Here is a 12,779-nt window from a genome sequence, read left to right on the forward strand (position 1 = left end):
ATCTCTGTTACAAAGTCTGTAGTATCTTTTCCTTTGTTATTGGGTGCTGTTTACATCATTTTATTCTTCACAGGACAGTTTACCGTACCTATGGCAATAATAACTTTAATTTGGGGAATATTAGCTGGAGGGATAATGGCAAATATTAATCAATATTTGATTGTGTCTTCAGCTCCCGAAGCGCCTGATTTCGCCACTGGCTTATTTATATCATCCTGTAACGTAGGAACAACATTGGGTGCAGCTGTAGGCGGGTTATTTATATCACAAATGGGTACACAATACGTCGTATTAGTGGGAATCCCATCATTGATCCTAAGTTTGATAACTATTTTACTAAGAAACTATATCTATAGTCCTACAGAAAACTTTCTAAATCTGCTCTAGCCCGAGATTAGTAGTCATAGAATGGAGGTTTTAAAATGTCAAAGGATATAAAAGTTGCACTTGTTACCGGTGGGAACCGAGGAATTGGGTATGAACTGGTCAAACAATTGGCTTTGAATGGTTTTAAGGTCATTTTGGCAAGTCGGGATCCAGAAAGGGGTCATGAAGGTGCGCAAAAACTTAAGGAGTTAAATCTGGAGGTTTCGTTTGTGACGTTGGATGTAGATAATCAAGAAAGCGTCAGTCAAGCTGCGATTACAGTAAATGAGCGGTATGGAAGGTTAGACGTATTGATTAATAATGCTGGTGTATATTTGGATGAGAATGAAAAGTTAGTGTCTATGGACCCTTCCATTCTGGAGAAAACAATGGCAACAAATTTCTTTGGAGTTTACCATGTGATCCGTTCCTTCATTCCCCTCATGGAAAAACAGGGCCATGGGAGAATTATTAATGTTTCCTCAGAATATGGGGCGATGAGCGAAATGTCATATCCAGGAGTAGGAGCTTATAAGATGTCTAAATTCACCTTAAATGGATTGACACGATTGGTAGCCGCAGAATTGAATGATGATATCAAAATAAATGCAGTCGATCCGGGATGGGTAAGCTCAGATATGGGAGGACCATCGGCTCCAAGAACACCTAAGCAAGCTGCTGAGTCTATCCTGTGGTTAGCGACGATTGGACCTGAAGGACCTAATGGCGGCTTTTTTAGAGATGGAAAACGAATCGATTGGTAACATTACAATTACTTTGTGTATTTGGGAAATAAATGAGGGTTACACAGAGGTTACCTTGGAAATTCTCACTAGTTTTGTTAGATGGTTAAGGAATTCATTCCAAAGTAATTCAATAACTCCGTTAAAGTCAACAAAAACAGAGAAAACTATTAATCTTATTATTACAGCAGTAACTAATTTCTATGGTTATTTTTCATCGAACCACACTTAAACACAAAGTAAAGAAACAGTATAATATTGTTCAACTAAAATATGCTTTACTTCAATAAGGGAGTTGCTCAGTCAGCTCATTTTCTTACGGAACTAAAGGGGCAGCTTGGTTTCAGAAAATGGTGTTTTTACAATATAGAGAAAAAATAACCCCGAAAGATCGAGGTTATTTTTTATTTACTTGACGTCCACTTTTTTTGGAGCTCTGTGAACTTGTGTTTCCAATTTGAAATTCATTACCTAATTCAACATCATTTCTTTTATCCTGTTTCTCGATTTGCTTTCTCGTTTGATCCTTGTTTTGCATCCCTTGTTTAGACAATACGTATCCATCTCGCTTTCAATGTTATTGTTTTTAATATGCACAAGTATAAGGGAAAATACGTATTATTTATTTAAAAAATAATTCTTGTCTTTAGTAACTTATTATTTAGACCCTGTTGAAATATCAGGTGCGTTAGCTTAGATTAACTGACTGTCTTTTAGGCAGTTTTTTTCTTATGGCACTAACGGGGCAGTTTAGTTTAAGATGAACTTCTATCTCTTCAGACAACGAAAAGTTTTAAATGATATGAATTAATATAGAATTTTAAAGGGAAAGAGAAAAATCGTTCGATTCAAAGAGAGCGGGTGTCAGACACCGATTGATAGTTGGAATTTAAAGACTAATGACTCATTTACAAACTATTCAGTTAAATACATAATTAGGAAGATTATGAAGAAGGAGGGATTATATGTATAGAAAATCACTAACAGTACTATTAGCTGCGGGTATGGTTCTATCAACTGGTACAGTATTTGCACAAACAAACGGGGCAACAAATGCCCAGTCTGACACAGCTTTTGATAACAAAGTTATCAAAAAAATTAGTGCGGACAATATGTATAATACGATTGCCTATCTATCAGAGCAACCGAGGGCTGCTGGTACAGAAGGGGAGCTCCGTGCAGTCAAATACATAGAAAGTCAGTTTAAGAGTCTTGGTTTTGAAACAAAGATTCAGCCTTTTCCCATCTATGATACGGTGCAAAATGTAAAAGTGAAAATTGGTGACAGTGATTTAGGAGGAACACCGCGTGCCATTAGCGGCAGTATCAGCGGGAAGGTAACGGCCGAACTTGTTAATGTTGGAAAAGCAAAGCCAGAGGAAGTTGGAGAAAATGTATCTGGGAAAATTGCACTAGTTGAACGTGGGGACATTACCTTTGTTGAAAAGGTTCAGAATGTCCTAAATAAAGGAGCGGTTGGCGTTTTAATGTACAACAACTCACCATCAGGAAATAATTTCGGACAAGTATCAGCGGGGCAAAATATACCTGCTGTAGCCATTACCCAAGCCCAAGGGTTAGAGTTGGTCGAACAGCTTAAAACTAAACAAATCACGTCCACTCTGGAAGTGGGAAAAGCTGAAAGAATCGAAAAGACATCCTACAATGTAATCGCTTCCCTAAAACCAAAAGCCAATAAGGATAATGGTCAAATCGTGACTGTTGGAGCCCATCATGATTCTGTCCCGGGCGGCCCTGGTGCAAACGATGATGCTTCGGGTGTATCAGCTGTGCTGGAACTGGCAAGGATCCTGGCCAAAACGCCAATTGACACTGAAATTCGCTTCCTCACGTTCGGATCTGAGGAAAGAGGGCTCGTTGGATCATCCTTCTATGCAGATTCCCTTCCCAAAGAGGATGTAGACCGCATGGTGGCTCACTTCCAAATGGATATGATAGGCGGACGTGATGCTGGCGAGGATAATCCTGCAGGTGGTTTGATTATGTATACCATTGATGGAATGAAAAACCTTGTGACGGACCTGGGTTCCTCAGCAGGGGCCAGAACGATGGATGTTGCGATTCCTTATGGACAGCTGGGCAGGAGTGACCACCAACCATTCCATGAGCTTGGCATTCCATCCGCCTTGTTTATCCATTCCCCTGTAGAGCCTTGGTATCACCAGCCTACAGATACACTGGATAAGATATCCAAAGAAAAATTGCAGCAAGCAGCTGAAATTGTCGGTGCCAGTGTGTATCAAATTGCCCGTCCGGAAACTCCGGCATTAACAAATGCACGTGTAGCTCCTAGCACGGTAGACTATGATTTTGATGACCGTCCGGTAGATTAAATACTTCATTGTACAGAATTACGAGATTAATAATGGATCTTGGAGAAAATCAGGAGGGCAGCTGTGTAGTTTACAGATGCTCTCTTCTTTTTATCGGCCAGCGCCTCGTGCTTAATTTTTTCACTATTTCTAAGCTCTAAGTCTAGTGAAAATCCTATATGAAATATGTAATAAAACATACATGCTTATCCAACTCCAATACCATTCCCACTGTAAATACTCAATATTATCAGTGTACCTCTCCAATACTACTTCACAGAAATAATTTCAACAATCAATAGATAGAAATCCAAAAACAGCGCAAACTTTAAAGGGATAGCCTTGTGTAACAAGCTTATTCGAATTCTGTTTTCAATCGGTAAAAAACAATTTACGTTTCAAGAAGACAAGATGTTAAAGGATATCCCTCATATGGCAACATTTGTAGACCATCAAACAGTCGCATAGTTCATTGAATTTTAAGGTTACACGGTCATTTAATTAACACTTATTTAAAAGTGAAGCACGGATTAGTCGGCAAAGCAACTAACGTGAGGACTTAGATCCTGTGGGGCAGCATGACCGACATCCACCTCATGGAAAGGTTGAACGAAGGAATGTGGGAGCATCGACTCTGTGAGAAATGGGAGGGTTGACCTCCATGAGACATGTGGATATCCTAAAGTGCGATCATGACATTGCTTAAACCAATTTTTTCCTCTAATTGGCTAGTTTAGCATGAACTTTTTTCGGTAAATCCCTATTCTTGAGGAGTATTGCCGAGCTTACATAGATAACGGTTAATGATATGGCTATGAAATCCTAAGAATACTCGAGCAATCGTGAGATTGTGTTTAGTTTATTGAGGGAGTTTAGTTGAATAAGCAAATTAAATATTCGAGGTGGAAAATAATGTTAAAATAAGGTTTATATGGAAAATATAAGGGAGTTGAGTGTGAAATAACTTTAGATATGGATAATAATTTGAAAATCATAACTGAGGATAAATTGAATATAGATGCAACATTTGAAGATAATTACAATAGTGGATTTTACTCTAAGATAGTGAAGCCTAACGAATTATTGGATTGTGTAAGTATAGTTCCTTATGGAATTATACAAGAGGAGAAAGTCTAAATTTTAAAGGAAAAGGAAAGCCAATACCAAGTGGCCACAGATTCGTTACTTGTGGGAAGTAATCTAAATCTGACTAGAGTAGATAGAGATACATGGCTTGGGTGGGTATCAAAAAGTAAAGTTACACTAATAGAAGAGAAAACACCGATTAATCCGGAAGACTTATAATCATTGCTCGAAATTTATATCTAGTTTTCCTTATATAAGTAATTAGTTTGCTTTGGGAGAAATGGTGAATGTTCTTAAAGTAACGGGTGCGTTCGTATTATAAGGTTAGCCAGTTTTTACTGGTTGACCTTTTTTTAATAGAATCTATTATATCAGTAGCCAGGGTAGGACGTACGGGTGCGTGGGACTTGATCCCGTGAACTAAACAGTCCGCCCCCTATTTGTAGAAACATGTTTGAGGCTGGTTGGGACGTAGATCTCGTATAACAAGCGAAGCTATGACACTACATGGAGGACTAGGGGTACTGGTAAGTATGTAGAGGAGGGAAAAACAATGAATCCAGTTGTTGGTCTGGATGTGGCAAAAGGAGAGAGTCAAGTTCAGGCATTTTTAGATCAATCTAAACCGTATGGGAAGAGCTTTTCAATGAAGCACATCAAAGAGGAATTAGATCATTTTTTAGACTTTTTAAAAGAGATTGAAGAGGTGACAGGGCAGATGCCTATGGTCATTTTAGAATCTACAGGGCATTACCATACTCCTGTTATTCAATACTTGGAGGAACAAGGGATTCTATATATCTTACTAAATCCGATTATTTCTTATCAGGCAAAGAAGACCAGTTTACGGAAGGTAAAAACAGACGCTATCGATGCGTACCAGTTGTGTGTGCTGTATTACAAAGAGGATTTTGAACCTCATAAAATTAGAGGAATTCAGCTATTAGACCTTCGGAATTTGTCCAGACAACAGGAAATCGTAACGAATATGTATGTGGAAGCTAAACTTCAGTTTCACACCATTTTAGATCAAGTGTTTCCTGAATACCGGAAGGTTTTTGGGGATCTATATTCAAGGGTTTCTTTATTGATATTAAAGGAATATCCCACTTCAGAGGTGGTGTTAACAGCCGGGGAAAGTAAACTAGCAGAGAGTGTTATAGAGTTCTGTCCTAGCCGATCGGGTCAATGGGCATGGAAAAAAGCCAAAAAAATAATGGACTCCGCATCTCGAAATCCATACCAAAAAAATGTGTATCAAAGTCACGTAATCAATCTTCGTATGTATATTGAGTTGCTTTTTCATTACCAGGGACACCTCTCTGATTTGGAAGATCGTATAGTGGCCCTGGCAAATGAAATTGAGGAATATAAGATCATCCAATCGATTCCAGGTATCGGAGAAAAAATCGCAGCCACAATTATTTCTGAAATTGGTGAAATCGATCGGTTTAATCATCCGAAAAGACTGGTTGCCTTCGCTGGAATAGATCCAAGTGTTCACTCATCGGGTAAGTATACGGCAACCATTAATCGTATTACTAAAAGAGGTTCGAGCAGACTACGTCATTCCCTGTATCTTGCCGTGCTATGCGGCATAAGGAGTTCAAGAAACAAAAAGCTTAAAGCTTTCATTGATAAGAAAAAATCAGAAGGAAAGCCAGCCAAAGTGGCGATCGTTGCCTGTATGAATAAACTTCTTCATTGGATTTACGCTTTATTAAAGAGAAAAGAAGCATTCCTAGATTTAGCCTGATTAACGGTTTTGTGAAACAGAGAAAAATCCTTCCAAAAGGGTTTTGGAGGGTTATTTGTCATGAACAAAAATAGTATATCATAAGGGAAATGAAAATTTTAGAGAAAGATATTGACATCCTATTAGCTGGTTTAGTTCAAGAAGGAGTATAAAAAAAGACTGTATCAATGATTACTCGGTAATCTAAGATACAGGTTTTATATTTAGGGAACTAATTGTTCTTATATATATTTAAATAAATTAGGCTTTTCAACTGGATATATAAGAAACAATAAGAACACGCTTTATTCATTTTCTATAGTTAACAATTTATCAAATACCATAGTATAAAAACTCTCAAAATCAGTAATTAACCTAAAACAATCATTCATACTTGTAACAACTCTTTCTGTTACAATAGTTGTATGAATATTTATTTTACCCAATTGACCGTAGTGTTTTTCATCCGGCACACTATAATTATGAGCAAGGATATTACGTAACACTCTCCAACAATCTATATTATTCTTATAGATATTAGATTTTTCAATATCAATATTCAGTAAACTATCTAAATATTTTACTGAAGCAATGATACCTTGCTGCTTCATCATTTTATAACTAATCCCGATTTCTAAACTCTCCTTAACCACATCACATAATACAGTTAAAAGATACTCATATTTGCCGAAAAGAGATATGAGTAATGAATCACTTAAAGTTGTAACTAAATCTACATTTGTAAAACCATGATCCTTTATATGGTGATAATCACTCGATGAAAATTCTTTTCCCTCAGCAACATTAAATTTTAATTTGTCATAAAAATATTGAACTAAAGGCTTATCACTTTCTAAATATTTAACTTTACAAGGCTCTGTTAAATATATGTGTTGATTTGCAGCTAAAATAATAGCTTGGCAAAAAACGCCAAGCTATTATTATTTGTTTGGTTAGAACGTTGGTTTGACTATATTTCATATCTTCCATAGTCATTACCCAATAGTAATATCCCCAATTAAGTAGAGTGCTGCTTTTCCAGCCATCTTTACCCGTGTGTCCTCGTGCTTACAAAAAAGTGTACCGCCTCTATTGGATAACTGTCTTGCTACCATTTCACGTTTCTTTAGTTTCTCTGCCCAAAAGGGCACTAAACCGCAGTGGGCAGAACCGCATACTGGGTCCTCATTTACCTTTAACTTTGGGAAAAATGCTCTTGAAACAAAATCATAATCATTTCCTTTGGCCGTAACAATAACTCCAAGACCCTCTGGCAACTGTTCTAGTTTTGAAAAGTCAGGACTTAGATTTTTCACTGCTTCTTCTGACTCTAATACAAATAACAAATCTCTATTTAGATATGCTTCTATCGGTGTGGTTCCCAAAGCATCAATCATTTGTTCAGTAAGAGGTATCTCCGTTGAAGGGACAGTTGGGAAATCAAGTTCATACAAATCATCTTTTCTATTTACTGTGAGTACCCCACTCATCGTGTCGAATTGAATGGTTTTCAATTGCTTTTCAACATAGTTCATAATGACAAAAGCAGTTGCTAAAGTTGCGTGACCACAAAGGTTGATCTCTCCTCCTGGTGTAAACCATCTAAGTTTATAGTTTTCCGCACCTTTTACTGCAAATGCCGTTTCAGAAAGGTTATTTTCAATAGCAACCTTTTGCATAATGTCATCAGAAATCCATTCATTCAAAACACAAACCCCAGCAGGATTTCCCTCAAAGACCTTTTCTGCAAATGCATCAACCACATAAACAGGAACTCCAATATCCCGATTAATCAACAAATTTATGAGAATATAGCAGATAGAATCAGGTCAGGGGGGTTATCGGAAGATGAACGTTTGCCTTCCGTTAGAGCGTTAGCAAAAGAATTAGGGGTAAGTGTACTTACAGTTGTAAGAGTGTATGCATTGTTAGAAAAAAATGAGTTAATTGAACGGATACAAGGAAAGGGGACATTTGTTAAAGCTAATATTACATCAGAAGATAAAGAAAATAATAAAAAGAACAATTTCGAGTGGCAATTATCCGTTTTAGATTATCTTCCCCGAACTCAATTTGGTACCCATTATGGATCATTTGAAAACTGTATTCAGTTTTCTGTTGCAGCGATTTGTCCATCTTTACTTCCGAATCGTTATCTGGAGAAAGAAATCCATGCAAATTTAGAAAAAAATCCCAGTATTTTATCAAGTTATGGACCTGCACAAGGGGATGAGGAACTTAGAAAAGCTATGAGCGAGTATCTTCGCAAACAAGATTTAAATATTGACCATAAAGATATATTGGTAACTAATGGAACTCAACAAGGAATAGATTTGGTGGCGAAAACTTTTATAGGACCAGGTGATGTTGTGGTTACAGAAGCACCCACTTATCCCAATGCCATTGATACATTTCGTGCTCGTGGGGCTACTATTATTCCTGTTCCATTAGATAAAGAAGGAATGAGAATGGACCTTTTACAAAGAGTTTGCGAAATATATAAACCCAAAATGATATATACCATCCCTAACTTTCAGAATCCAACTGGAAGGGTTTTAAGTCGAAAAAGAAGGGAGCAATTATTAATATTTGCCCAAGAAAATCAAATAATCATTGTAGAAGACGAACCCTGGAGTGAGATATTTTTTGACAAGAAACCTCCATCACCTATAAAGAGTCTTGATAAAAACGGTTTCGTCATTTATCTAAAGGGGCTAAGCAAGACATTGGTTCCTGGTTGCCGGATAGGACTACTGACCGCAAATGGCACTCTGTTTAATCGTTTAGTGGCATCTAAAGTGAATACGGACCTTGGTAGTCCATTATTAACACAAAAGGCAATTCTCCCATTTTTTCATTCGAAAAGGATGGAGGACCATATGGAAAAGCTGAGATTTGCTTTGAAATTAAGAAGGGATAAAGTTATAGAACTCTTCAATTCCCATATGCCAAATGAAGTTCAATGGATTGAACCAACAGGGGGATTAAATATATGGGTATCCATTCCATCAGAGTGGAACACGAACCATTTATTAATCGAATGTCAAAAAGAGAATATTTACTTTCTACCTGGTTCAGCTTGTTTCGCAGGAGAACCGGAAAACCATCATTTAAGGTTAAACTTTTCCTATTTATCGGATAGTGAATTAGAAAATGGAATTTTAAAATTTTGCAATATCACAAGAAAATTTTTATCTTCAAATCAACTATTTAGACAATCCCCCATTATGTAAAGAAAGGCTGCAACAAAAATACTTTCAGATTAAAGTTTGATGGTTGTAAATTGACGTAAAAAGACCCTGGTTTCCTGCTTACGTAAGGAAGTCAGGGTTTTGACGTATCCGCACCCTGAATTTGTAGATTTATCTTTAAAGAAGCAATATATAAGCCTGCAATAACATACTATATGCTTATAAAGTTAGGATGTACAATTACATGAGGATATCTTGAAAGGAGTTTACCTCATGAATATTACATCTTTTGTATTTTACTGTTTTATTGTTACATTTACACCAGGACCTACTAATATAGTCATATTATCCACCGTGCATAACTCTGGTACAAAAAAGGCAATGGAATATACGTATGGAGCAACGATTGCTTTTGGTTTCTTACTTGCTATTTCTGCTATGTTAAATACGATACTTGCAACGATCATACCAAAAATATTAATTGTTATGCAGATAATCGGAAGCTTTTATATGTTATATCTTGCTTATCAAGTTTACAAAATGGATTCATCAAAACCAAATGTAAAACAAACGGGTACCTTTATGTCTGGATTTCTTACGCAGTTTTTAAATCCAAAGGTAGTACTATTTACAATGACTGTCATTCCTACCTATATTATGCCCTATTATGTCTCAATGCCTGCGGTTACAATAAGCGTTATCGCTATAACTGTTATAGGATTCTTAGCATTTATTACATGGGTACTTTTTGGTGCAATCTTCAAGGAGTTTTTACAGAAGCATAAAAAGATTGTTAATATATTGATGGCATTGTTTTTAGTTTATGCTGCAATCATGATATGGATGTAGGTAAGCTACTTAAGAGGTGAATTAAATGGATAAATTTATCTATAAAAAATCGGCAGGTATTACGGCTTTGTCAGCAAGCATTACTGATTTCACATATAAGAAGCACTCTCATAAAGAGTATGCAATAGGAGTCACATTGCGTGGTATTCAACACTATAACTTGGATGGCAGTTTACACTTGTCCTATCAAAATGGCGTTATGCTTTTTAATCCGGAACAGGCACATGACGGAATGGCACATGATGAGACAGGCCTAGATTATGTGATGCTATATATTGAGCCACAATTGCTTCTGGAGGTTATTGAGAAGAAGGATATCATACGCTTTTCAAATCCCATTGTTTATGATTATAGGCTTAAACAAGGAATACTAAGTCTTACGAATGCAATATTAAGCGAAAAAGATGAGGCATTGTGTAGTGAATTACTGTTATCCCTCACAGATAACCTTATTCAAACTGATCTTTCTACAGACTATAAGAAAGATAACACTCTAATTAGAAAAGCGAAGAATATGCTTCACACCAACTTAGAAACTATACCTAAACTTGACGAGATATGTAAAGAGCTTGATTTATCGAAATTTAAGTTTATCCGGTTATTCAAGACTCATACTGGCATTTCACCATATCAATACTTTCTTAACTGCAAGATAGAATATGCAAAGCAGTTAATAGAAAAAAATAGAGATATTCATTCAGCTGTAGCTGAATGTGGTTTTGTTGATTTAACCCATTTAAATAAACACTTTAAAAGCGTATACGGAACAACAGCCTTTGAATATATTTCACTTTTAAATTGATTAGGAATTTGTTGGATTAATATTGGTTTGTCATTGAATTTAAGGAGGAATGGCTTATTAAAAAATCCAGTATTATTTTCTTTGAAAGAAAATTTCCAAGTGCAAACATGATCCTTATTAAGGATCAGCTCCCGGTCCTTATTGATACTGGTTTTGGAAGTGATGCGAAAGATACAGAGCAATTAATTAAAGAAGTAGGCATTTCACCAAAAGAATTACACCTTATTGTGAACACGCACTATCATAGTGACCATGTAGGGGGCAATTTTCATTTTCAAAAAAATTATGGAGTTAGGATTGCTGCTCATAAATGGGAAGCAGATTTAATTAATTCTTGCGACTCAGAAGCCTGTAGTTCAGAATGGTTAGATCAGCCAGTAGAACCTTATCGAGTCGATCTAAAGTTCTCTGATAACGATGATATTAATACAGGAAGCAGAACGTTAAAAATCTTGCACACACCAGGACATACGTTAGGACATATTTCTTTATATGAACCGGAAGGTGAAGTATTAATTTGCGGGGATCTCTTCCACAAAGGTGATATCGGATGGTTAAATATCTTTCGAGAGGGTGTTTCATCTATCCAACGATCGATAGAAAGTTTGGATCGGTTGTCCATGCTTCGAATTCAACAGGCATATTCAGGACATGGACCACAAATAGAGAATCCTTTGGCTGCCATTGATGCAGCAAGGGAACGGTTTGAAAAGTGGCTCAGAATGCCAGAAAAAGTTGCATGGCATGCCTGCAAAAGGATTTTTTCATTCACATTAATCATTAAAAACGGATTGACAAAAGAAGAACTCGATAACTACCTACTAAAGTGTGGTTGGTTCCAAGATTTTGCACGCTACTCTTTCCAACTTCAGCCAGAAGAATTTATCCCGATCCTGCTCTATGAAATGATTCGTTCCGGAGCAGCAAGCTGGCACAATAATCATTTAATTGCCTCCACCCCATACCAAGCACCACAAAAGAAATGGATGAATAAGAACATAAAGCCGAAAGATTGGAAACCTCAAGATTTTCTCACATAAGGATATCTGAAAAACGTTTCTGGTTTCAATGTAGCGTATTTATCTTCCTTTCCTCAGAAAAATATCTTATATCAAAAAGCTTAACCGAAAACAAATTACCAAAACAATACTTCATTGACGCTGTTAGTTATTAAGATATAAAATTCGCGTTTTGTCCGCGGGTATTAATCACCTTCATAAAACCTTCAGGAGGGATTTATATGTCATTAAAAGTAGGAGATATCATTACGTTTGAACGGACTTTTACAGTAAGGGATGTTGAATTATTTACAGAGATTTCAGGTGATGAAGGGAATCATCATATAAACCCAGATGAACAGGGAAGACTTGTAATTCAAGGATTATTAACGGCAACTCTACCAACAAAAGTAGGTGGAGATCATCACGTAATGGCTCGTACTATGAATTTTGAGTTTTTAAGACCTGTGTTTACGGGGGATACAATAATTTGTGAGGTTGAAATTGAAAAATATGAAAGGCAAGAAAATAATAGAACAGCTATTATTGCATTCTTTTTATGTAAAAATCAGAATGAAAAAGAAGTATTAAAAGGGGATTTTTCAGGTATAATACTTTAAATTCTTTATACTTTCCTTAACTAGGTGCTTAGTAAAATGGCTAGGGTCCCATTTTG

Annotated in this window: 11 protein-coding genes and 1 pseudogene; 9 read left to right on the forward strand and 3 right to left on the reverse strand. The window is 36.5% G+C overall.

The window, feature by feature from the left end:
* Positions 1-12 precede the first annotated feature (12 nt).
* A pseudogene (locus QUF94_RS12300) lies at positions 13-387 on the forward strand (MFS transporter); the annotation flags it as partial.
* A gap of 35 nt (positions 388-422) precedes the next feature.
* The gene (locus tag QUF94_RS12305; protein WP_289316109.1) at positions 423-1,130 is read left to right on the forward strand and encodes an SDR family oxidoreductase; all 708 of its coding nucleotides are present in this window, start codon (positions 423-425) and stop codon (positions 1,128-1,130) included.
* A gap of 376 nt (positions 1,131-1,506) precedes the next feature.
* On the opposite strand, the gene QUF94_RS12310 is transcribed toward QUF94_RS12305, so the two are convergent.
* Positions 1,507-1,662: a hypothetical protein gene (locus tag QUF94_RS12310; protein WP_164468797.1), complete on the reverse strand. Its 156-nt coding sequence runs from the start codon at positions 1,660-1,662 to the stop codon at positions 1,507-1,509.
* Positions 1,663-2,074: 412 nt separating this feature from the next.
* Here QUF94_RS12310 and QUF94_RS12315 point away from each other — a divergent pair, with 412 nt between their 5' ends.
* Together QUF94_RS12315 and QUF94_RS12320 are read left to right on the forward strand one after the other, a co-directional pair.
* Positions 2,075-3,463, forward strand: coding sequence for a M28 family peptidase (locus tag QUF94_RS12315; RefSeq protein ID WP_289316110.1), 1,389 nt, complete (start codon positions 2,075-2,077; stop codon positions 3,461-3,463).
* 1,618 nt (positions 3,464-5,081) lie between these two features.
* Positions 5,082-6,284: an IS110 family RNA-guided transposase gene (locus QUF94_RS12320; RefSeq protein WP_289314851.1), complete on the forward strand. Its 1,203-nt coding sequence runs from the start codon at positions 5,082-5,084 to the stop codon at positions 6,282-6,284.
* A 284-nt stretch (positions 6,285-6,568) separates the two neighbouring features.
* Here QUF94_RS12320 and QUF94_RS12325 read toward each other — a convergent pair whose 3' ends face one another.
* Both QUF94_RS12325 and QUF94_RS12330 read right to left on the reverse strand, forming a co-directional pair.
* A complete protein-coding gene (locus QUF94_RS12325) occupies positions 6,569-6,916 on the reverse strand; it encodes a hypothetical protein (protein WP_289316111.1) in 348 nt (115 codons plus the stop codon).
* Between the two features lie 342 nt (positions 6,917-7,258).
* Positions 7,259-8,026: a PhzF family phenazine biosynthesis protein gene (locus QUF94_RS12330; protein WP_353957753.1), complete on the reverse strand. Its 768-nt coding sequence runs from the start codon at positions 8,024-8,026 to the stop codon at positions 7,259-7,261.
* On the opposite strand from QUF94_RS12330, the gene pdxR reads away from it, so the two are divergent.
* The 5 genes from pdxR to QUF94_RS12355 all read left to right on the forward strand — a co-directional run bounded on the left by pdxR (position 8,018) and on the right by QUF94_RS12355 (position 12,723).
* A complete protein-coding gene (pdxR, locus tag QUF94_RS12335) occupies positions 8,018-9,496 on the forward strand; it encodes a MocR-like pyridoxine biosynthesis transcription factor PdxR (RefSeq protein WP_483313685.1) in 1,479 nt (492 codons plus the stop codon). The two genes, QUF94_RS12330 and pdxR, sit on opposite strands and share 9 nt — an antisense overlap.
* A gap of 231 nt (positions 9,497-9,727) precedes the next feature.
* Entirely contained in the window at positions 9,728-10,303 is a 576-nt protein-coding gene (locus QUF94_RS12340) for a LysE family translocator (protein ID WP_289316112.1), read from the forward strand.
* Positions 10,304-10,328: 25 nt separating this feature from the next.
* A complete protein-coding gene (locus tag QUF94_RS12345; protein ID WP_289316113.1) occupies positions 10,329-11,105 on the forward strand; it encodes a helix-turn-helix domain-containing protein in 777 nt (258 codons plus the stop codon).
* A 107-nt stretch (positions 11,106-11,212) separates the two neighbouring features.
* Complete coding sequence (locus QUF94_RS12350) at positions 11,213-12,145, forward strand: MBL fold metallo-hydrolase (protein WP_289316114.1); 933 nt, start codon at positions 11,213-11,215, stop codon at positions 12,143-12,145.
* Between the two features lie 200 nt (positions 12,146-12,345).
* Entirely contained in the window at positions 12,346-12,723 is a 378-nt protein-coding gene (locus tag QUF94_RS12355) for a hotdog domain-containing protein (RefSeq protein WP_289316115.1), read from the forward strand.
* The last annotated feature ends 56 nt before the right edge of the window (positions 12,724-12,779 follow it).

Origin of the sequence: Peribacillus sp. NJ4 (assembly GCF_030348345.1) — a bacterium.
Classification (GTDB): domain Bacteria; phylum Bacillota; class Bacilli; order Bacillales; family DSM-1321; genus Peribacillus.

Excerpts from the sequence above, each read along its gene's own strand:
- QUF94_RS12305 (WP_289316109.1), top strand. The coding sequence starts at position 423 with ATGTCAAAGGATATAAAAGTTGCACTTGTTACCGGTGGGAACCGAGGA.
- QUF94_RS12315 (WP_289316110.1), top strand. The coding sequence starts at position 2,075 with ATGTATAGAAAATCACTAACAGTACTATTAGCTGCGGGTATGGTTCTA.
- QUF94_RS12320 (WP_289314851.1), top strand. The coding sequence starts at position 5,082 with ATGAATCCAGTTGTTGGTCTGGATGTGGCAAAAGGAGAGAGTCAAGTT.
- QUF94_RS12340 (WP_289316112.1), top strand. The coding sequence starts at position 9,728 with ATGAATATTACATCTTTTGTATTTTACTGTTTTATTGTTACATTTACA.
- QUF94_RS12345 (WP_289316113.1), top strand. The coding sequence starts at position 10,329 with ATGGATAAATTTATCTATAAAAAATCGGCAGGTATTACGGCTTTGTCA.
- QUF94_RS12350 (WP_289316114.1), top strand. The coding sequence starts at position 11,213 with ATGATCCTTATTAAGGATCAGCTCCCGGTCCTTATTGATACTGGTTTT.
- QUF94_RS12355 (WP_289316115.1), top strand. The coding sequence starts at position 12,346 with ATGTCATTAAAAGTAGGAGATATCATTACGTTTGAACGGACTTTTACA.